At 52.9% G+C, this 21,110-nt stretch carries 22 protein-coding genes and 1 tRNA gene; 7 read left to right on the top strand and 16 right to left on the bottom strand.

Annotated elements, in window-relative coordinates:
• Positions 1-28: 28 nt before the first annotated feature.
• From INT19_RS04115 to INT19_RS04080, 8 genes are all read right to left on the bottom strand, one after another.
• A complete protein-coding gene (locus INT19_RS04115; RefSeq protein ID WP_193059821.1) occupies positions 29-2,002 on the bottom strand; it encodes a 2Fe-2S iron-sulfur cluster-binding protein in 1,974 nt (657 codons plus the stop codon).
• 57 nt (positions 2,003-2,059) lie between these two features.
• Positions 2,060-2,683 carry a glutathione S-transferase family protein gene (locus INT19_RS04110; RefSeq protein ID WP_193059820.1) on the bottom strand — a complete coding sequence of 208 codons (624 nt, stop codon included), beginning with the start codon at positions 2,681-2,683 and terminating at the stop codon, positions 2,060-2,062.
• 134 nt (positions 2,684-2,817) lie between these two features.
• Positions 2,818-3,726: a LysR family transcriptional regulator gene (locus INT19_RS04105; protein WP_193059819.1), complete on the bottom strand. Its 909-nt coding sequence runs from the start codon at positions 3,724-3,726 to the stop codon at positions 2,818-2,820.
• 2 nt (positions 3,727-3,728) lie between these two features.
• Complete coding sequence (locus INT19_RS04100) at positions 3,729-4,640, bottom strand: LysR family transcriptional regulator (protein WP_193059818.1); 912 nt, start codon at positions 4,638-4,640, stop codon at positions 3,729-3,731.
• A gap of 213 nt (positions 4,641-4,853) precedes the next feature.
• Positions 4,854-5,174: an addiction module antidote protein gene (locus tag INT19_RS04095; protein ID WP_193059817.1), complete on the bottom strand. Its 321-nt coding sequence runs from the start codon at positions 5,172-5,174 to the stop codon at positions 4,854-4,856.
• Complete coding sequence (locus tag INT19_RS04090) at positions 5,161-5,328, bottom strand: hypothetical protein (RefSeq protein WP_193059816.1); 168 nt, start codon at positions 5,326-5,328, stop codon at positions 5,161-5,163. Before INT19_RS04090 ends, INT19_RS04095 begins: the two co-directional genes overlap by 14 nt.
• A 386-nt stretch (positions 5,329-5,714) precedes the next feature.
• Positions 5,715-5,805, bottom strand: a tRNA-Ser gene (locus INT19_RS04085).
• Between the two features lie 58 nt (positions 5,806-5,863).
• Complete coding sequence (locus INT19_RS04080) at positions 5,864-7,570, bottom strand: potassium/proton antiporter (RefSeq protein ID WP_193059815.1); 1,707 nt, start codon at positions 7,568-7,570, stop codon at positions 5,864-5,866.
• 147 nt (positions 7,571-7,717) lie between these two features.
• Between INT19_RS04080 and INT19_RS04075 the strand changes: the two genes are divergently transcribed.
• The 3 genes from INT19_RS04075 to INT19_RS19730 all read left to right on the top strand — a co-directional run bounded on the left by INT19_RS04075 (position 7,718) and on the right by INT19_RS19730 (position 10,290).
• Entirely contained in the window at positions 7,718-8,878 is a 1,161-nt protein-coding gene (locus tag INT19_RS04075) for an ABC transporter substrate-binding protein (protein ID WP_193059814.1), read from the top strand.
• A 26-nt stretch (positions 8,879-8,904) separates the two neighbouring features.
• Positions 8,905-9,771, top strand: coding sequence for a 3'-5' exonuclease (locus INT19_RS19735; RefSeq protein ID WP_319022029.1), 867 nt, complete (start codon positions 8,905-8,907; stop codon positions 9,769-9,771).
• Positions 9,772-9,924: 153 nt separating this feature from the next.
• Positions 9,925-10,290: a hypothetical protein gene (locus tag INT19_RS19730; RefSeq protein WP_319022028.1), complete on the top strand. Its 366-nt coding sequence runs from the start codon at positions 9,925-9,927 to the stop codon at positions 10,288-10,290.
• Positions 10,291-10,318: 28 nt separating this feature from the next.
• Here INT19_RS19730 and INT19_RS04065 read toward each other — a convergent pair whose 3' ends face one another.
• From INT19_RS04065 to INT19_RS04055, 3 genes are all read right to left on the bottom strand, one after another.
• On the bottom strand, positions 10,319-11,125 hold the full coding sequence (locus INT19_RS04065) for an alpha/beta fold hydrolase (RefSeq protein ID WP_193059813.1): 807 nt from the start codon (positions 11,123-11,125) through the stop codon (positions 10,319-10,321).
• A gap of 54 nt (positions 11,126-11,179) precedes the next feature.
• On the bottom strand, positions 11,180-11,848 hold the full coding sequence (locus INT19_RS04060) for a 7-cyano-7-deazaguanine/7-aminomethyl-7-deazaguanine transporter (RefSeq protein WP_193059812.1): 669 nt from the start codon (positions 11,846-11,848) through the stop codon (positions 11,180-11,182).
• Positions 11,849-12,007: 159 nt separating this feature from the next.
• Positions 12,008-13,924 carry a propionyl-CoA synthetase gene (locus tag INT19_RS04055; protein WP_193059811.1) on the bottom strand — a complete coding sequence of 639 codons (1,917 nt, stop codon included), beginning with the start codon at positions 13,922-13,924 and terminating at the stop codon, positions 12,008-12,010.
• 287 nt (positions 13,925-14,211) lie between these two features.
• On the opposite strand from INT19_RS04055, the gene INT19_RS04050 reads away from it, so the two are divergent.
• On the top strand, positions 14,212-14,532 hold the full coding sequence (locus tag INT19_RS04050; protein WP_083004010.1) for an ArsR/SmtB family transcription factor: 321 nt from the start codon (positions 14,212-14,214) through the stop codon (positions 14,530-14,532).
• A 31-nt stretch (positions 14,533-14,563) separates the two neighbouring features.
• Here the strand turns inward: INT19_RS04050 and sohB are convergent, their stop codons facing one another.
• Positions 14,564-15,610, bottom strand: a complete 1,047-nt coding sequence (gene sohB, locus INT19_RS04045; protein WP_193059810.1) for a protease SohB — start codon at positions 15,608-15,610, stop codon at positions 14,564-14,566.
• Between the two features lie 140 nt (positions 15,611-15,750).
• Between sohB and INT19_RS04040 the strand changes: the two genes are divergently transcribed.
• The gene (locus tag INT19_RS04040) at positions 15,751-16,062 is read left to right on the top strand and encodes an SCP2 sterol-binding domain-containing protein (protein ID WP_038484038.1); all 312 of its coding nucleotides are present in this window, start codon (positions 15,751-15,753) and stop codon (positions 16,060-16,062) included.
• Positions 16,063-16,085: 23 nt separating this feature from the next.
• On the opposite strand, the gene nudC is transcribed toward INT19_RS04040, so the two are convergent.
• From nudC to INT19_RS04020, 4 genes are read right to left on the bottom strand one after another with little or no spacing between them, the layout of a single operon-like run.
• Entirely contained in the window at positions 16,086-16,865 is a 780-nt protein-coding gene (nudC, locus tag INT19_RS04035) for an NAD(+) diphosphatase (RefSeq protein WP_193059809.1), read from the bottom strand.
• Positions 16,858-17,610: a DNA polymerase III subunit epsilon gene (gene dnaQ, locus INT19_RS04030; protein ID WP_193059808.1), complete on the bottom strand. Its 753-nt coding sequence runs from the start codon at positions 17,608-17,610 to the stop codon at positions 16,858-16,860. The genes nudC and dnaQ overlap by 8 nt, the downstream gene beginning before the upstream one ends.
• Positions 17,598-18,077, bottom strand: a complete 480-nt coding sequence (gene rnhA / locus INT19_RS04025) for a ribonuclease HI (RefSeq protein ID WP_038484029.1) — start codon at positions 18,075-18,077, stop codon at positions 17,598-17,600. Before rnhA ends, dnaQ begins: the two co-directional genes overlap by 13 nt.
• A complete protein-coding gene (locus INT19_RS04020; RefSeq protein ID WP_193059807.1) occupies positions 18,070-18,867 on the bottom strand; it encodes a class I SAM-dependent methyltransferase in 798 nt (265 codons plus the stop codon). The genes rnhA and INT19_RS04020 overlap by 8 nt, the downstream gene beginning before the upstream one ends.
• 112 nt (positions 18,868-18,979) lie before the next feature.
• On the opposite strand from INT19_RS04020, the gene gloB reads away from it, so the two are divergent.
• The gene (gene gloB / locus INT19_RS04015) at positions 18,980-19,747 is read left to right on the top strand and encodes a hydroxyacylglutathione hydrolase (protein WP_193059806.1); all 768 of its coding nucleotides are present in this window, start codon (positions 18,980-18,982) and stop codon (positions 19,745-19,747) included.
• Positions 19,748-19,776: 29 nt separating this feature from the next.
• Positions 19,777-20,982, top strand: coding sequence for a transglycosylase SLT domain-containing protein (locus tag INT19_RS04010; RefSeq protein ID WP_193059805.1), 1,206 nt, complete (start codon positions 19,777-19,779; stop codon positions 20,980-20,982).
• Positions 20,983-21,110: the final 128 nt, after the last annotated feature.

Genomic DNA, 21,110 nt, shown 5'->3' with positions numbered 1-21,110 from the left:
ATTTCAGGGCGTGGCTGTAGGTGCTGATTTATGGGCGCTTACGATGTATCGCAAGCCTTCCAGAGTGCTTAGCAGGTCGAGCACTGCACAGTAGAACTTTTCCCTCTGGTACTGATATGCCTTCTGGATAGGTCACCTCCCCCTGATCCAATAAGCAGGCGCACTCTCCACAGCTACCGCTGCGACATCCATAGGCAGGATGAAGTCCCGCTTTTTCAGCAGTTTCCAAAAGAGTTTCACCAGGTTGCCAGTGAGCTACCACACTAGAATTGGCAAAGCTTACTTCTACCGCTTGTTCAGCGGATGGTACTGCGTATGTTTTTGCTAGCGCCGAAGGGCCGAAGGCTTCTGTGTGTATCTGATTGGGAGCGAGCCCTAGAGCCAACGCCTCCTCATGGTAATGCTGGACAAAGGTAGCGGGGCCACATAAGTACAGCTGTACTTCGGAAAGGACTTTATCAGCCAGAACCTCCACCAGCGAAACCCGACCTGGAATCCAGCCGTTGGGGACATTGGCAGATCCGGTAACGTGGCGCTGTAATCGTAGCCCCTGCGCGCTCAAGTCGAGTAGCTCTTCACTAAAAGGCGCCTCACTGGCATGTCGCACGCTATGAATTAAGGTTACGGGGCCCCGGTCTGCGCCGGTTAGCTCATGCGCTAAACTCCGTATCGGCGTAATACCGATACCACCTCCCAGCAGCACCCAGTGAGCACGGTCTGAGCCGCTAGCATGTGCAGTAAACGAGCCACTCGGCAGGCTGACAGACAACTCCGAGCCCACCTGCAGCGCACTGTGTAAGTAACGCGAGCCCTCGCCGTCGGCCTTAACACTGATGCGATAGTCGGCCTGCTGGCTATCGCCCGAAAGCGTATAGCTGCGTACCAGCGGCGTACCATCCAAGCGCGGTACACGTAGTGTAATGAACTGTCCCGCTTTAAATGGAGCCAGCTCTTTGCCTTGCTGGGAACTCTTCGAATAGAAAGAGCGAATCTCATGCGTCTCCTCCACCACGGTGGTTACTTGAACGCGCTGCACTGTGGAGGGAGCAAGCGCTTTCCAGGGCCCATAGGGTTCAACCTCAGCGACCGCTGCATTTGCGTGGCTACGCCAGTGCAACGCCTCCGGGCGCCAGACAATATGGCGTGGTGTTAAGCACCAGTAGCGTTCAGCACCAGGATAATGTGCCCCTGCAGTTTCCTCGTCCACCAGCCGCGCTTCACCGGAGAGGTGCAGCACATCTCCACTGGTAAAATCCGGTATTACTAAGGCAGCGCGGCCGCTGGACAGCACGTTGCCTAGCGTATTGAAGAATCGATTGCCCGCAAAATCGGGCAGAATCAGATCACATCCCAGGCGCCGAATAAATCCCGGTTGCCCACCACGATGAGAGGCGTCCACCTGAACGCCTTGGTCGGTATGGGCGTAACTGCCCACGAAGGCCGTAATCGCACGATCAATATGCTCAAGAACTGGCGCCGGTAATTGACCTAGGTTCGCGTCGCGCATGGCTAGCACGGAACCCGGCAGGGGCTGTACTGAGTTCATCGTCGACCAGTCGTGAATGTACTGCGGGCAATTACCGAAGGCATGAACCACTTCCAACTGCCATTGACCTGCGGAGCCTTGCAATACCCCGTTAACCCGGTTACGACGACGCGTGTGAAGCTCAATACCCAGTAGCCCAATGTTGGCGCCATTGATAAGCAGCGGTGTAAGGGGATCATCTGCTGGCGGTGATAACGCTAGATCCAACCGTGACTCGTCCGGCGCATGAACAAATCCGGGGGCGCCCTCCAGCAGCGTGACCCAAGGCCAGCTGTCACTATCCACCGCCGCTGCTGCCACAAACGGCAGTTGAGGGAAGAAGTGCTGGAGCTGCGGTGTCAGAAAGGGACGCATCACCTTGCGGCCCACCTCTGCCATCTGTTGTTCCACACCGACCACCCGTTGCAAAGCAAGTTCGCCTTGATGCCATGGGCTGCTGGTGATGTCGTTATTCACCCTTGACTCCTCGCGAGCAGCTCGCCCGCACCGATTTGGAATGCTGCATCGGCTGGCCTAGCGGACCAACCCAACCTTGGTCACGCCCATAGGCACGAACCCATCCAACGACTCGATACGCTGAAGCCAGTCGCGAATATGCGGGTAAGGTTCCAGCGAGACATTCCCTTCGGGCGCGTGAGCGATGTAGCTGTAGAGCGAAACCTCCGCCAGGGTGGCCTGCTCACCCGCTAGGAAAGGCTGATTTACTAAGTGGGCATCTACAATTTTAAAAAGCTCATGAGCATCAGCAATCAGCGGTTCAGGGTCGAAAGGAGCATTAAACACCGTGACCAAGCGAGCCTTCATAGCGGAGTTCGCAAGCGGCCCAGCCGCCACCGACAACCAGCGCTGCACCTGTGCTTGAATTAGCGGGTCGTCAGGCAGCCAGCGACCGGCTCCATAGCGACGCTCCAGATAGACCAAAATAGCATTGGAATCTGCCAGGATAACGCCTTGATCATCAAGCACTGGCACCTGTGCGAAGGCATTCAAATTCAGGAAAGGTGGCACTTTATGCTCGCCTGCGGCTAGATCAACATCGATAAAGCTGGCAGACAAACCGAGCAGAGAAAGCATCAGCTCAATGCGGTGGCAGTGGCCAGAAAGAGCGTGGCGATAAACCTTGATAGCGTTGGACATTGTTGGGCTCCTTGAATAAGCGCTTTCAATAAATGAGTGTCACCACTATTGAGTGACGTCACTCATTCTGCGCCAAGCAAAGAGATGCAAGAATAGCGATCATGAACAACACAAAATTGCGCTGAATGAAATAATTACTCCGCCAACTGCGCCCGTAGCCAAGGAGTTGCCAGCTCAAGGAACGCCATAACGCTGGCAGGCGCTCGAATACCAAGGGTGTAGGTTAGCGCCAGAGTATCAGCCTTAGGCCAGAGGGGTTGGGCGACAGGTTCGAGCAGCCCCTGCGCGCAAGCACGACGCGCTTCTAGCGCGTAGCAACGTACGATGCCTGCACCTTCTATAGCCGCCTGCAGCCCTGCGGCACTTGCGCTAACGCTAAGCCGGGGTTCAAAGCGGAAGGATTGGCCTTCAGCCAAACGCCAAATAGACGCCTGCCCTTCCCGATGACAGTGAATAAGCGCATGGAGGGCTAAGCTGTTGAGGTTTTCAGGACGCCCTGCCTTATTCAGATAATGAGGGCTGGCAAACAAGCCAATGCGCAAATCACCCAGGGGCCTAGCGTAAACGCTCCCAGGTAGCGACCCACGCATAAGGCGAAGATGCACAGGCGCATCGCTCTCTATATGTATGGGATGTTCATCAGCCAGCAAGTAGACCTTCAGCGCGGGATGCTGCTCTTGCAATTGCAGTACCACCGGCAGTAGGAGTGGTTCCACCAACGTTTGGGGCGCTTGTATACGTAACGTGTCATTGAGCTCGCGATGCTCTAAGCGCGCACTGGTTTCAGCATCGGTAACTGTGTGGATCAGTGTGTCAGCGTATTCGCGCAAACGCTCGCCAACCGGGGTCAATGTGCTGCCTCTCGTTGATGTCGTGACTAAAGCGACGCCTAAGCGCTGTTCCTGCGCGCGCAGCAGACGATGGATCTTGGGCGCTGAGAGGCTGCCCGCATCAGCGGCGGCCTGCACGCTGCCGTGTTGGGCAACGGCAGAGAGCGCCATTAAAGCCTCAAAGCGCAGCGCCGACTCAGGTGGGAGCACCATGGTTAGGTACGATAGTCGAGCGCCGGATCGGCACGCAGCCGCTCGGCAAGAAAGTCAACGAAGGTACGCACGCTGGCAGCCCGCCCACGGCCCGCTGTCACCCAAATATTAATGGGAATGGCAGCGGGTTCGAAATGCCTCAACACTCGCCGCACTCTACCTTCGGCTTCACTAGTAGCCACTTGGTAAGAGAGCAGTCGTGTGAGCCCTGCATCTGCCTCGACCGCTGTTAACGCCGCGTGAATAGCGCTGATGCGCAGCCGTGGCGATGGCGTCACCTCAATGCGTTTGCCTTGCTCTTCGAACCACCAGTGCCCGCTCAAGTTTCCGCCTTCTGCCACCACCGTGGGCAGTGCTTCCAGCTCCAGCGGGTGCGTTGGCTCACCGTGCTGGGCCAACCATGCAGGGCTTGCGCAAACCACTTGCCGCACCTCACCCACCGGCACGGTCAAGTTTTGGCAGTTCTCTGGCACGTGGCCGATGCGTACCGCCACATCGATGCCTTCCTCCCGCAAGTTAACCGGTCGATCGATCAGTTCGGCACGAACCTGCACATCAGGATACTGTTCCAGATAGTCGACGATCTGCGGGGTAACGAAGTACTCGCCGAACAGCACTGGCGCAGTGACGTGCAATAGGCCGCGTGGGGTGAGATAGCTACCGGTCGCAGCGGCCTCAGCCTCCGCAAGCTGGGCAAGCACCTGCTGGGCATCCTCAAGATAACGACGCCCCGCTTCCGTTACGCGCACCTGCCGCGTCGTGCGTTGTAACAACGCAACACCCAAACGCGCTTCAAGCGCCGCCACTACCCTAGTCACCCGAGGCGGCGACAGCGTAAGCTGCCGCGCAGCAACCGAAAAGCTCTCCAGTTGTGCCACCGCCGCAAACACGCGCATCTCATCGAATCTATCCAAGACAGCTCCAGGGTCAGGGGAAGGAATCGCAAAAGGTATTGAGTCTCAAATACCAGTACAACATTATGGCTCTTGAACGGCATGTCATCAAAAGTACAACAGCGTTTGATACTGACGGCCACACGTACTGGAGAGGCACTCACCGCTGGATGGCCTAAGATCGAATAAATACAGGTGCCTGTGTGCGCTTTGATGCGACGCTATGCACGTCTTTTAAGTGGTTTTAGCTTGTGGCGCTTGATGGGTAAGATCGTGGAAGTTAACGCCTGTGGCTTTAATAACTGCTGTCATGGTGCGAAGTGTCGGATTGCCTTTGGGGGATAAAGCGCGGTAAAGGCTTTCGCGTGATACTTTGGCACGCTCTGCTACCAGCGCCATTCCGCCTTGAGCTTCAACGACATGACGCAGCGCCATTAGGAAAGCTGACTCTCCCCCCTCTTCGTCCAGCTCATCAAACGCTGCGCGCAGGTAGTCCAGAGCCATATTGGGGTCAGTGCGCAGCATCTCGATAACTGCTTCATCATGACTTTTCATGACGTGTTCTCCTTTTGTGGTCGGCCAAAAACGCTTTTGCCTGTTCGATGTCAGACTGCTGGGCGGCTTGACGATCTTTAGCCTTAGTAGCATCCAACCAGGCTTGAAAAGGGTCATAGCCATCAGCGGTAAGGTAGTGGGTAAGTTCAGTCATAATGCATTGTATCTTAAAAGCTACAAATTCAAAGAGATAGCGTGGCTTTAAGCGCTTGAGCTTCCAGCCGCTCTACTCGGACGACCGACAAACAAACGGCTGAAGTGATAGAGGGAAAATGGAAGGCGCAACTTATGCAAGCGGGCTGGGTGTCGGGAGGCGTGCCGCTGGCCGATGTAAAGGAAGTGAGGGCATTCCACAATTAACATGACCGAGCGATATGCGAACCTTGCGCCATACCGAGCAAGAGACGAGGTATTCAAGCTGCGATCACGTTCTCATCACGTTAAATAACCGGTGGAGAATATCGAGGCGCTGCCAGGAAGGAAAAAGAAAGCCTAGAAACGAAAAAAGCCCCTGACAAATCAGAGGCTTTTCGAGATAAGTGGCGGAGGGACAGGGATTCGAACCCTGGATAGGCTATTAACCTATGCCGGTTTTCAAGACCGGTGCATTCAACCGCTCTGCCATCCCTCCGGCTTATGGGTGCGTATAATAACAGCTTTCCCTTGGAAGTCAACGCCTTTCCGATTAATTAGTAGAGCCTTAAGCCAACACGGGTAATGTTCCCGCCTTCCATTTCACTAACCACCCAGTGAATGCCATGCCAGTCGACATCGTCGCCTACTACTGGGTGGCCGCCGACGCGTAGCGAGATAAACTCCGCAAGCGTCATGTCCTGCTCACCGGGGCTTAAGGTTAAACCGTAGGCTTGAGCTATATCCTGCATTTGCGCTTCGCCATCCAAGGTAAAGGTACCAAAGAAGGCCCGCTCTTGTTTAAGCTTTGCATCGCCGTTGAATAGGCGATTGAGCGCGACGAGGTCTTCGGTGCGGCCAATGACACAAATAACATCATCAAGCTTAAGCCGCGTGCTCCCTTTGGGGTGAAGCATAACGTGATTGCGAAATAGTGCCGAAATCAATGCGCCCGAAGGGAAACGCAGTAGCCGGATAGGAACATCTTCTAAGTCTTCGTTTTCGACCACGTAAACAAACATCTCAAAATCATTATCCGGCATTATGCCTAGCGGCCCTCGGCGGTTTGGCGTGGTACCTACAGGTACTTCTACTTTCAGCCATCGCGCCATAAGTGTTAGCGAACCGCCCTGAATAAGCAGCGACATCAGTACCACCGCAAACGCTACGTTAAAGTACAACGAAGCGTTTTCTACCCCACCGATTAACGGGAAGATAGCCAACACAATAGGCACCGCGCCCCGTAGGCCAACCCAGGCAATAAAGAAGGTTTCTCGCCAGCGGAATTTGAAAAATGGCTTAATGGTAATCAACACCGCCAGGGGGCGCGCGACAAAAATCAGTGCTAGCGCAACGAGTCCTGCTGGCAATGCCACGTCCCAGAGCTGGCTTGGAGTGACGAGTAGGCCCAGCACCAGAAACAAACCAATCTGGCTCAGCCAAGCCAAGCCGTCGTGTACCGGAAGAATAAAGTTAAGGTGGCGCCCAGGCTGATTACCAATCATCAACCCTGCTAAATAAATGGCCAGGAAACCGCTACCGCCTAGCACACTGGTTAACCCAAACACGCTAAACCCAAGCGCCAGCGCTAGCATGGCATAAAGGCCAGGGGCCAGATCTAACCAACGCAGCAGCTTAGCGCTTAGCCAACCACCACCAATACCAACAACTAAACCAATCCCAAACTGGGAAATGAAGAACAGCAGTGTTTCGCCAATGCCGCCAATATCACCAACCAACAGCTCGACCAACATCAGCGTGAGAAAAATGGCCATCGGGTCGTTGGTACCCGATTCAATTTCCAGTGTGGCCCCTACCCGCTCGTTGAGGTTAACCCCACGGCCGCTAAGCATCGAGAACACGGCTGCGGCATCGGTGGAGCCAACAATTGCCCCAACAAGCAATCCTTGTACTAGGGAAAGATCAAACACCCACATGGAAATGACACCAACAATAGCGCTGGTGATAAAGACGCCAAAGGTGGCTAACGAGAGCGCTGGCCTAAAGCCGACACGGAACGTTTTTAATCGAGTGCGAAGGCCGCCATCCAGCAGAATCATTGCGAGCGCTAGATGGCCAATCGTGAACGCCATGGTGTAATCGTCAAACTCAACCCCTAGCAGGCCCTCTTCCCCCGCCAGCATGCCAAGTCCTAAGAAAATCAGTAGCAGCGGCACTCCCATCATTGAAGAAAGACGGCTCGCTAAAATGCTGAGCGCCATCAGGGAACCGCCTACTAAGAAGAACGTGTAAATTGTGTCCATGTCTCTCCGTCTCACCATCAATGCCGTTCTATTATTACATGCCACCGTACAATTTACTGAGCTTGTTAGGCTTGTCGCTTACAGGGGCTAGCCAGATCCTTCACCTCACAGCTAAACTCCGGCGTCATACCATCGGGAGTTAAGGTTATGTTGAACGCTTTTTGGCGTATCGGTTCACTTGTATTCTTCACATTAAGCATTTTTTTATTATTTTCAATTTCAGCCACTTACGCAAACGAAGACAGCGAAACAGTTAGTAGTAGTGAGCCGCTTACGCTTGAGAGCGAGGTATCATTGCCCATTGGGCTATGGCCACCTATAGGCAATGACGCAGCAGAAGATGAGCCGGAAGAAGCGCCCAGCATGGCGCTTACACCACCACCGCCATTAGAGCCGCCCCCCTTAAAGCAGCTTCGTCTAATGCTAGATTGGTATGTCAGCCCTCAGCACGCAGCCTTAATTGTGGCGAAGCAGCGTGGCCTGTTTGCTGCCCAAGGACTTGAACTTGAATTATTAACCCCCGCAGACCCATCCATCGCGATCAAACTGTTGACGGCGGGAGAAGTTGATCTGGCGTTAACGCGTCAGCCGTTGTTGCATTTACACGTTCACGATGGTGCCGCCATTACCCGTATTGGCACGCTGATTGAGACACCACTAAATGCTGTCATCGTGGCGGGAGGCGCCCCAACAGGCGAAACTACCGATCAACTTGCAGGCTTGCACTATGGCTTTTCCACCCGCGAAGGGCGTGATGTGCTGGCAGTTCAACTGGTGCCTACCTCATTTCGCCAAATCGACGATTTCACCCCGCCGGAAAGCGTCCACTTTGATGCTGCCAGCGCCCTACGAGAAGGCCGTGTTGATGCCATCGCCGATGGCTTTTATCACACGCTGCCACAACAACTGGCGTCAGATGGCATTGTCACCCACACCGTGCGTTACAACGACGTTGACGTGCCGCGTCATGATGGTTTGATACTGTTGGCACACAGCGACACAGTCACAAAACAAGCAGCTACTTGGTCACGTGTTCTTGTGGCCTTGGAAGAGGCGAGTAATTGGATTATTGAAAACCCTGATGCAGCATGGTCGTTGCTGATTGGCAGCTACCCTGCACTGGATAATGCGATTAACGAAGCCGCCTGGGACGACTTATTACGCCGCATTGCCATTAGCCCGGCAGCTCTTGATGCCCGACGCTATGCATCATTCGAACACTATCTTGAGCAAGCAGGTATTATCGAAACAGCTTTGCCGGTTGCCCGACTAGCCGTCAACCCTCATACGTTGACTGATGTACGCTGAAATAAGGTAGTAATAACGCAAGCGCCATGAGTAACCCTCCACTGATATTTATTGATGTTGAGACGACGGGCACCCGTGCGACGCGTGACCGCATTACTGAAATTGCTGCCTTAAAGGTAGTCAATGATCACATAACGGATCGCTGGGTCAGCCTGATTAATCCTGGCACCAGCGTGCCTTCTCACATCAGCCAGCTCACCGGCATTTATGATGATATGCTGATTGATGCGCCCTCTTTTAAGACCATTGCGCACACCTTGCGAGAATGGCTCGGTGAAGACTGCCTTGCAGCCCACAATGCACGCTTTGATGCCAGCTTTCTGCGCAACGAGTTCAAGCGTGCCGATATTACCTATCAGCCGCTACTCCGCTGCACACTGCGCATTTCCCGTCGTTTAATGCCTGAACTGCCTAAGCACAATCTCCACGCCTTATTAGCGCATTTCAACATTCAGCAAGCCCGCCAGCATCGGGCCGAGGATGATGCCACTGCGCTTTGGCAGCTGTGGGAAACCTGGCAACAACAGTATGACGCTGCCAGCTGGCAAGCCGCTCTTGCCGATGAGCAGCGCCACCGAAGCCTGCCCGCACATTTACCCAGTGAGCAACTAACCGGGCTTCCTGCTTCACCAGGGGTTTATTTGTTTTATGGTCACAACCGCCTTCCCTTGTACGTTGGCAAAAGCATTAATTTACGCAGCCGCGTGCTTGGCCATTTCCAGCGCGACCACCAGGACGACAAAGAGATGCGCCTTACCCAGCAAATACAGCACGTTGAGTGGCAAGAAACCGCTGGCGATTTAAGCGCCCAGCTGAGAGAGGCTCAACTGGTCAAAGAGCTGATGCCGATTATGAACCGACAGTTACGCCGTCAGGGGCATTTAAAAACGTGATATTGGCCAACCGATCAACCTTGCCCAACGCTGGTCAGCGGCAGAGCCATCAGCCAGCCTCAGCCGGGAAAGCTCTTTGGGCTGTTTCGCAGTGCCAAAGAAGCTAAAGATGCGCTGCGCAATATTGCCGAAACACATCCGCTTTGCCCGCAAGTGCTCGGAATAGATAAGGGAACAGGACGGTGTTTTGCTAATCAGTTAGGCAAGTGTCGAGGCGCCTGCTGTGGACAGGAGCCACTTGAAAACCACACACAGCGCGCTCAAGAAGCACTAGCATCTTTTCAAGTAAAAACATGGCCTTGGCCGGGGCGAATCATTATTCGCGAGAAAAGCCGTAAAAATGGCCCAACTAACCATCATGTGGTCGATCACTGGTGCTATTTAGGCAGTGCCACGACCAAACAGCGTGCCTTGGGGCTAAAGGGAGTCGCTGCCAAATTTGATGTGGATACCTATCGCATCCTAAACCGCTTTTTACGCGAACCAGAGCGGCACAACCTGACGGTGTTGCCGCTCTAGCTCTCCGTTACTTAGCGTTGCCTTCAGGCTACGCGTGGGCGGCCATAAATGCATCAACGGCTTGCTGGAATGCTTCTGGCTGATCGGCGTGAAGCCAATGCCCGGCGTTTTTAAGTGTTACTACTCTTGCGCGTGGCAGTACTTCGCGCAGCGCTGGTAGCATGTCATCTGCGACGTAGTGCGAATCAGCACCTTTAAGCACCAGTGTCGGCCCTTCGAAAGCGCGGTCACCATCAGGTTTGCCGATAATCGCTTCATAACCACGTTGAATTTCATCCAACCCAACGCGCACCTCCATCTCACCCTGCTCATTGCGCACTAAATTGGTGGCAAGAAACAACCGAGTTGGACGGGAGTCAACATGCTCGGCCAATAAGGCGTCGGCTTCACGGCGGTTAGTGGGTTTACCCGCTTTTACTCGTTCGAGTGCAGCAAACACATCGTCGTGACCGTGCTGATAAGCCACCGGAGCGATATCCGCTACCATCAGTGACGCGCAGCGTTCAGGGCTCATACGCGCCAGCGTCATAGCCACCTTACCGCCCATTGAGTGACCCAATACATGCGCGCGTTCGATCCCAAGCTTATCGAGCGCCGCCAACACGTCTTGGCTCATCGCGGTATAGCTCATACCTTCTGCATGAGGTGAACGACCGTGGTTGCGAAGATCCACAGCAATGACCCGCCTACTGCGCTGCCAAACCTTTAAATGCGAACGCCAGTTATCGGCGCTACCCAACAAACCGTGGATCACCACAAGAGGTAGTTGATCATCGCTACCTGATTCGTCGGGCAAATCGATCACATAAAGATCAACACGGGCATCATCAGACATGCGGGCTCCTCAGTCGTTACGCTTGGATTTATGCTTGGTCGTTAAGCCTAGCCGTTATGCGGTACGGGGTGATGCGTCAGTTTGCCCTGTCCACACGACTAGCCGACGCGTTAGCCACGCTAACAACAGACCATATAAAGGCAGGAAGAATAATAGACTAATGCCTAGCTTAATGGCGTAGTCGACCACGGCTATTTCTACCCAATGTTCGGCCATAAAAGGGTCTGGGCTGTTATAAAATGCGGTCGCAAAAAAAGCAAAGGTATCCGCTAGATTACCCAATACGGTAGAGCAAACGGGAGCTACCCACCACGCCCACTGACGAAGACGATCAAACACTTGAACATCGAGTAACTGGCCTAGCACGTAAGCAAGGAAACTAGCCAACGCGATACGGGCAACAAATAGATTCCATTCTCCCAAGGCTTCGATACCGACAAAGCTTCCCCGTGGAAAAATTACCGAAACAACGTAGGAAATCACCAACGCCGGAAACATGACGCGCAGTATAATTGAGCGAGCCGGTCCTTTCCCGAACAAACGAACCGTTAAGTCCGTTGCAAGAAAGATAAAGGGGAAACTGAATGCGCCCCAGGTGGTATGGAAACCAAACAGGGTAAATGGCAATTGAACCAAGTAGTTACTGGCGGCAATGATACCAATATGAAACGCGACCATTACCAGAAGGCAACGGCGGTGCTGGGTGTCGGTTAATGCAAACATGCAGGTTGGCCTTTTTTTGCAAGTCCGAGGGGTTAGGGAACCCTCATTTAAGCGCGGTTAACGCCACTGGGGCGCGCATTATACGCCTTCCGTTAGGTAATTAAAGTCGCCCACCTGCCGGGGCGACTCTATTCATCACGCTATTAGCAATGTTTGAGCCTAAACGTCTAGCGACTTAGCTTGATCCGACGCGCCGACAGAACGCTCGCGCATCGCCGCATGCACATCTTCTAAGCTAGTCGGATCATCAATGGTTGAGGGAATGCCGAACGACTTACCGTCGGCAATATTACGCAGTAACTTGCGCAAAATTTTACCCGAGCGGGTTTTAGGCAATCGATTGACGACCAACACCTGCTTAAAGCAAGCAATCGGCCCAATGTGCTCGCGTACTCGACTGATCAGCTCTGCTTCAAGCGTTGCTTCATCGCCATCGAAACCATCTTTAGTGATCACCAGTCCGATGGGTAGTTGGCCTTTTAGCTCGTCGTGAATACCAATCACGGCACACTCAGCCACCGCAGGGTGCGCACCGACGATTTCTTCCATTTCACCGGTAGAAAGACGATGCCCGGCAACGTTGATCACATCATCGGTTCTACCCATGATGAACAAGTATCCCTCTTCATCGAAGTAGCCACCATCGCCAGTCAGGTAATAGCCTGGGTAGGCTGCCATGTAGGCACTATGAAAACGTTGGGGATCACGCCAGATACCGGAAAGGCAACCAGGTGGAAGCGGTTGCTTAATAACCATGCTGCCCTGCTGCATTGGCTCTGTTTGCTCACCGTCACGATCCAAAATTTGCACGTTAAAACCAGGCACCGGAAAAGTTGCCGAACCTGCTTTGGTGGGCGCAGACTCAATGCCAGGCAAGTTTGCTGCAATAGGCCAGCCGGTTTCAGTTTGCCACCAATGATCGATTACCGGTACATCCAGCAGGTCATCAAGCCAATGAAACGTCGGTGGGTCTAAGCGCTCACCGGCTACATATAAGTGTTCAAGACTGCTGATATCGTAATTAGCTAGCAGCTTGGCATCAGGGTCTTCTTTTTTGATTGCCCGGAAGGCAGTCGGTGCAGTGAAAAAGCTTTTAACCTTGTACTCGTCAATCAACCGCCAAAAGCCGCCTGCATCAGGTGTTTTAACGGGTTTCCCCTCATACACGATTGTGGTGCAGCCTCTTAGCAGTGGCGCATACACAATATAAGAGTGTCCTACTACCCACCCTACATCCGACGCCGTAAACATCACATCGCCAGGATTCAGGGCATAAATTGCTTCCATCGAATAGGCTAACGCTACCGCGTATCCGCCTGTGTCTCGCATAACCCCCTTGGGCTTACCTGTCGTGCCAGAGGTATACAGGATATAGAGTGGGTCGGTCGCTTTTACGGGAACACAATCAGCAAACGGCGCATCCGCTACCAGTGCTTGCCAATCATGGTCGCCTTGATGGAGTTCCGCACGATGGGCTTCACGTTGAAAAACGACGCAGGCATCCGGTTTAAAACTGCTGAGTGAAATGGCTTGATCAACAATAGGTTTGTAAGGAAGTACTTTATCAACTTCAATGCCACAGGAAGCAGCAATCACTACTTTTGGCTCAGCATCTTCAATGCGCACCGCCAGTTCATGGGGTGCGAAACCTCCAAACACAACCGAGTGAACCGCCCCTAATCGGGCACAGGCATACATTGCGATGAGCGCCTCAGGCACCATCGGCATGTAAATAACCACTCGATCCCCCTTTGTCACACCAAGACGCGCAAGCCCTCCGGCAAACTGCGCAACACGATCACGCAACGCTTGATAGGTAATGGTTTGCTTTGACTGGGTAACGGGAGAATCCCATAGGATAGCGGGCTGGTCGCCCCTGCCTTGCTCGACGTGGTAATCGATCGCCGCGTAGCAAATATTCAGCTCGCCATCGTCAAACCAACGGGCATGTTGCTGATCGTCATAGCTAAGAATTGTGGAAGGAAATTTGAACCAAGGTAGCCGCTTGGCCTGCTCAGCCCAGAATGTTTCGGGATGTTCAACTGAGTGCTGATACGTTTGCTGATAGAGGCTCATGGTGGGACCTGACTTTATTGTGTTATTGAAAGTTACCAATTGTTGACACTTTATAAAGTAAGCAGCCGCTACACCCTCATACTATGGGATAAATCGCGACTAAAGCGCTATACACCCAGCATCATTGTCGACAAAACACCACACCACTACCATTGATAGATCGTTAAACCAGCGTTTGGACAAATACCGCTAAATTACTGATCATTCAACAACTGATCCTCGCGACGCGACGATGCCTAAATAACCTATAACAACGCTGTCACAACCGTGTAGGCAAGGAGATCCTCATGTCTGCTTCTACTAGCGCCGCTGCCCGTTTACTGGAACATGATTGCCACGCCATAGAGGCGGGCACTAATCTACTTAAAGCATTGGCAAACGAAAAACGCCTCCAAATACTCTGTCTTCTGGCAGAAAAAGAGCTCTCAGTCACTCAAATCAATCAGCAACTGGAGCTAAGTCAGTCAGCGTTAAGCCAACACTTGGCAATTTTGCGCCGCGATCAGCTGGTCGACACTCGCCGCGAATCGCAAACCATTTACTACTCATTAAGTAGTGAAAGCGCCAAGGCAATCATTGACACCCTGGCGCACCACTACGCCGCCTAACTGCCAAGCAGCTATTAACAGTAGCTATCGACTATCGACGCTGCCAACCAGCCGCATCGATTAAACCAAGCCCTTTAACAATGGCTTGCTCGACGCCCGCCGACATAGCCAAGCCTACCTTACGGCTGAGGGTTTTCGGCGGTTCAAGCTTCACGCTGTACACCTGAGCCTGCGCCATGCGCTCTACCAAATACGCCTCACTGGTACCAATGCTGTCGGTCAGTTTCTGTTCTAACGCTTCACTGCCGTACCAAATTTCACCCGTCGCTAGTGCATCAATGTCCATGTCAGGACGATGCTGAGAGACATACTCTTTAAACAACCGATGGGTATTTTCTAAATCATCAATAAATTTTTCACGACCCTCTTCGGTATTTTCCCCTAGCACGGTCAAGGTTCGTTTGTATTTGCCCGCCGTCAGCAGTTCGACATCAATATCATTGCGCTTTAGCAAGCGATGAATATTAGGCACCTGAGCCACAACGCCAATAGAGCCAATCACCGCAAACGGCGCAGCTTTAATATGGTTAGCTGTACACGCCATCATATAGCCGCCGCTGGCGGCTACTTTGTCGATACATACCGTTGTGGTTAAACCTGCCGCTTGAAGGCGATCAAGTTGCGCTGCCGCTAAGCCATAGGCATGCACGAGCCCGCCCGCCGACTCTAACCGCACGACAACTTCATCCTCGGCTGCGGCAACATCAATAATCGCCGAAACTTCCTGAGCAAACTGCTCAGTTTGCGAAGCCTTGAGATCACCATGAAAGTCCAACACCCATACCTTCTGAGCGCTCTGAGCCTCTCCTTTGCCTTGCTTGGCGGCCTTGTGCTTTGCTTTCTCTTCTTGGCGAAACACTTTTACCAGTTTTTTCCTTGCACCCTGTTCTGTCGTGGCAACGCGCAGCCTGCGGCCACGAGAGCGCCGCTGGTCGTTGAGAGACTCTACGCTTAGCTTAAGGCTATTATCCCCACTCTCCTTATTACGCAACACTAACGCCAGCACGATGCCCACCATCGCCATCAACAAGGTGGCTTGAATCAAAAACGTGCCCATCTCTACCATCCAGTCACTCATACCTTCTCTCCTACTCGACAATCTAGCTTGATTAAAACACTTGTTTAAAATAACCTCGTTAATAGCGTCGTGAGAAACTAACTCACCTAACGCCTTACACCTGCTTGGTTAACGACCAAATAATTTTTTGGGAATGTATAATGTCATCGAACACGTTAGATAAACTTCAGTCGCGCTTTAATCCAGAAGCTGCCAAAGGAATGGATGAGGTATTTCAATTTCATTTCTCTGACGCAGGCAGCCATTACATGGTGATCCAAGATGGAACTCTGGACGCACACGAAGGCGAACACGACGATCCTTCTGTAAGCCTAAGCATGAGCTCAGATACGCTTAAAGGCATCATGAGCGGTGATATCAACGGCATGACGGCTTTTATGACGGGTAAGCTGAAAGCTACCGGCAATGTCATGCTGGCCACTAAGCTGACCAGCCTGTTTCCCAGTAAATAATGCCCGTTCTCGCCCGCGAGCATTCAACGCCAGCGGGCGAGATGCGCTTCGATAAGTTCACGTGAAATTGAGTACGGTGGTGGCAATGAAGGTAACTGCCTTGGCGAAAACCAAGCGGCATCACTAATCTCCACACCATCGATATGAATGCGTCGCGTCGTCGCTTCTGCAAAAAAACCAAACATTAGTGAATGCGGAAATGGCCACGCTTGGCTTTGGTGATAACGAAGGTTTTCTACATGTACGCCTACCTCTTCGTATATCTCACGATGTACCGCTTCTTCAGCAGACTCTCCAGGCTCAATGAAGCCCGCAAGTGTTGAGTAACGTCCGGGCGGGAATCTTGGGCTTCGTGCTAACAGCATCGCCTCCCCACTGGTGACTAGCGTGATAATGCAGGGTGAAATGCGCGGATAGTTACGATGCCCACAGGCATGACAGTGCATCGCAAACTCAGCTTCCAACTTGGTTGCCTTCTCACCGCAACGCCCACAAAAACGATGGTTCTCTAACCAAGCACCGACCTGAAGCGCCGTCGATAGTAGGCTGAACCAGGAGGCAGTCAACTCCCCTAGCCACTGCCGTCCATCTATCCAGTCCTCACCCGGCTTACTTTCCACTAACAGCGCCACCGGCTCATCGTGCCAATAGCACAGCGGCTGCATCCGCTCGTCCCACGGTTGAGTCGGCTGTAACGGCGTCAACTCACCGCCTTCAACCAACGGTGCTGGCGCTAGATGACTTCGGGACACGCGGATAACACGACCTTCTCGCGCATAATGGGGAATTTCTCGTCTAAGCATCGGCATTATTACCTTCAGACCAACCACCATCAAACCAACGTAATTGATGCGCCTGACATTTAGCTTGGTGAGCGGCGCGCTCTTCCTCACTAGGCCGGACGACCCTCAACTGCCCTGGCGTCAACGCTAAACGCTGTACCGACAGCCCTTCATTGGCTTGATTGTTTTGCTGCTCACCTGACGATGCTTCTGAATCAAGCGTCAGCGCCGTTTGCCCGCCGGTCATCGCCAAATAAACGTCGGCTAGGATCTCGGCATCAAGCAATGCGCCGTGCAACACACGATGACCGTTATCAATATCGTACCGCTTGCATAACGCATCGAGACTATTACGCTGGCCTGGGTGCATCTGACGAGCCATCACCAACGTATCAAGAATGCGGCAATGTTCACTAACAGGGCCTAACGCGGGGGACCGTCGCCGCTGGTTTAACATGGTCAGCTCGTGATCGATAAACCCCACATCGAAGGGGGCGTTATGAATCACCAGCTCGGCTCCTGCTATAAATGCCCAGAAGTCATCGGCTATGTCGGCAAACACCGGTTCATTCGCCACCTTGGCGTCATCAATACCGTGAACCGCCACAACCTCAGCATCAATATGCCGTTCAGGATTGATATATTGATGATAGGAGCGCCCTGTAAACCGCCGGTTAATCATTTCAACGGCACCAATTTCAACTAATCGGTGACCATCTTTTGGGTCGATGCCGGTTGTTTCCGTATCCAAGATCACTTGGCGCATGCTGCTCTCCTGTTATGCTCATCAATGGCTTCGTTAGCCAACGCATCGGCGCGCTCATTACCGGGGTGCCCGCTATGCCCTTTTACCCAGTGCCACTCGACACGATGCCGCTGTGTTTCCTCGTGAAGGGTCTTCCAAAGCTCAGCGTTTTTAACCGGTTGCTTGGCCGCTGTCTTCCAGCCTCGCTTAATCCAATTGTGAATCCATTGAGTAATTCCTTGGCGCACATACTGGGAATCGGTCCAGAGGGCCACTTCACACGGCTTATTTAGCGTTCGCAACGCCATAATGGCCGCCATTAATTCCATACGATTGTTAGTGGTATCTGCTTCGAAGCCTTTTAACGTCTTCTCATGCTGCCCGCTTGACAGCACTACCCCCCAGCCACCTGGGCCCGGATTTCCTCGACAGGCCCCATCGGTATACACCGTAACGCGAGGCAACCCATCGGTTGCTTGCTTACTCACTTTCACTATCCTTTTCTAGACGACGTTGACCTGAGTGGTATCGCGCAGAAACACCGGTTCGTGTAGCTCCCAGAGAAGTGGGAGTGATTGGTGCACGCAACCCAAATTTAAGACGTTCTACCGGCGCATGGCGTTGTCGCCGCTGCGCTTGAATCATGTAACTTTCACCCAACGGTAAATTATGCCTGCGTCCCAACGCTTCCCAGCGCTCTCCACAGGTGGTGCTCATCGGCCCCCGAAAACAGCAGTAGTCTACGCGTTCTACGTCAAAATCGACAAACGCCAGCCAATCGCGCAAACGGCTAGCCGTACGCCACTGCCCGCTCCAAGGAAAATTCCCTTGCTGCTTACGCCAACGCTGGGTTAACCCGTTCAATCCTAGCGGATTGAAACCAAACAGAACTAACACTCCGCTATCGGAAGTTACCCGGGCAGCCTCTTGTAACGTGTGGTGGGCATCTGGCAAATGCTCTAGCCAGTGATGAATAACCACCACCTCTAAACTGCGGTCTGGTAAGGCAAGGTGATCTGGTGGACAGACTAACGTGGACGAAGCCTCCGCCATTGCTCTCGTCGGTGACCAGCGAATGATATGAGGAATGGCCGACATCGTCATCAACGTCGGCCCCATACTCATCTCTAAACTGTGGCCACCTTTGCGCCCTTCAACCAGCGGCCCCAAACACGCTCGCTGCGTTTCCCATAGCGAACGGCCAGCCTCTGTTTGCCAGTACGCTTGGCTTTCCGCCATCTGCTGGGCGAGCCGAGTTGCCGTTGACGAAGTTGACATGAACAGCGCTTCCCTCCACAGTAAATGCTTTTTAACGTTTTGAACGCCAGCGTTAACGCATTCGAAAGCGTCTAATTGAGCGTCTATTTTTTTGAACTAAAGGATCTCGCCCATGATGAGCGTGACACCGATTCCCGCACTTAGCGATAACTACATTTGGCTATTAAGACAGGATACCAGTCAAAGCGTTTGCGTGGTGGATCCCGGTGAAGCAGCACCTGTCATCGAGTTTCTTGAGCGTGAATCCTTAACGCTTGATACGATTTTGATCACTCATCACCACCATGATCATACGGGTGGCCTTACAGAGTTGATTAAACGCTTCTCGCCTCGGGTTATTGGCCCCTCCAATCCTACTATTGAAGGTATTGATGAACAGGTAGGGCATGGCGATGAAGTACGTATTATGGGGCGTCTTTTTGCAGTCATGGCCACGCCAGGGCATACGTTAGATCACGTGAGTTACTTCACTCCAGGAATTCCTGCGCTACTTTTCTGCGGCGACACCCTGTTTTGTGGTGGGTGCGGCCGCTTATTTGAAGGGTCGCCAGAGCAAATGTTTGCATCTCTTCAAATCTTAGCGGAACTCCCAGAGGATACGCTGGTCTTTGCAGCGCATGAATATACGCAAGCGAATCTAACATTTGCTCGTGCTGCAGATCCTGATAACGAAGACGTTAAATATGCACTGCAGGAGTGTGAGAAGGCTCGGGCATTAGACCGACCTACCTTACCCAGCACGATAGGACGCGAGCTGAAGATCAACCCCTATTTGCGCGTGAGCACCGACAGTGTGCGTCAAGCAGTAGGTACACATGGGGTCAATGATGATGATCTCGCCACGTTCACCACTTTACGCGAGTGGAAGAACCGTTTTTAAGAACGCTATCGAGTAAAAACGAACCGACTATGACTTATCGAACGATTCGCCAGCGCTTATTACTAAGCGCTGGAAGCACTGTTATTGTGAGCCTATTTTTAGCCGCTGCGGCCAGCTCTCAAGCCTCTACTACCGATGCATACCAACCTAACAGCGCCCTCAATGACGCGCCCGCTTCACCCGATTTCCGCCCCAATGCCTTTCAGCATCACTTCTGGGAAGCGCTTGAGCTACAACCCCAGGATGCCTGGAGCACATTACGTGACAGCTTCCAGTGGCAGGAAAAAAATCTCCCCGCCGATGCTCAAGCACGTGTCGACAAGTGGATAGAGTACTACCGTTCCAGCCCGCAAAATATTGTCTCCATCACGGAACGAGCAACCCCCTGGCTTGCCTGGATCACCCAGCAAGTGAGCGAGCGTGGCCTTCCTGGTGAGATCGCGCTGATTCCGTTTGTTGAAAGTTCATTCGACCCCAGCGCCCGGAGCCATCGAGGAGCCGCTGGGCTTTGGCAGTTTATGCCGGGTACCGGAGATGCATTAGGTCTGGTTCGCAACGGCAACTACGATGGACGTTTAGACGTCGTGACGTCTACCGCAGCAGCGCTTGATTACCTGGAAATGCAGGCAGATGAGTGGTACGAGGGTGACCTGATGCTCTCGCTGGCCGCTTACAACGCCGGCGCTGGCACCGTTAACCGTGCGCAACGCCAAGCTCAGGGCCAAGGCCTTGCAGGCGACTACTGGGAACTATCACTGCCCCACGAAACGATGCAGTACGTTCCCAAACTTAAAGCCATTGCGACGATCATCAATAATCCAGAACAGTACGGTGTTTCACTTCCCGACATTCATCCTGATCCCGCTTTTGCCAAAGTTCAGCTGGAGCAGCCAGTTAGCCTGGCACAGGCCTCTCAGCTTCTGGATGTTAGTCAATCCGCGCTGGCCGAGCTAAACCCTGGCTTGCTGAATGGCAGCCTTGACCCACGTAGCGCACAGACGTTACTTGTGCCTGAAGAAGTCGATACTCAAGTGTTAGCTCAGCTTTCGCAATCAAACAGTACTGCATTAGCGTCAACCGGCACGCCAAGCGTTCACCGCGTTGAAAGTGGCGATAACCTGTCAGTGATTGCGTCACGCTATAATGTCACTCAACAAGATTTGATCAGGTGGAATGCTATTGAACGCCCAGAGGCACTGAAGCCAGGTCAACTGCTGACGCTTTCAGGACGGTAACTTGGGGAATCTAACCAGGCTTTGTTAACTAGGTTTAAAACGCAGTCTTTATTAGTCTTTCTTGGCTATGTCTCAGTTACTATTAGCGCCGCTACTGTGACTCAGCAGTTGTGTCTAAGGCTCTAAGC

Origin of the sequence: Halomonas sp. 3A7M (genome assembly GCF_014897875.1) — a bacterium.
Lineage (GTDB): Bacteria > Pseudomonadota > Gammaproteobacteria > Pseudomonadales > Halomonadaceae > Vreelandella.
Note: the sequence above shows the minus strand (reverse complement) of the source record. Positions and strands in the feature narration are given on the sequence as shown.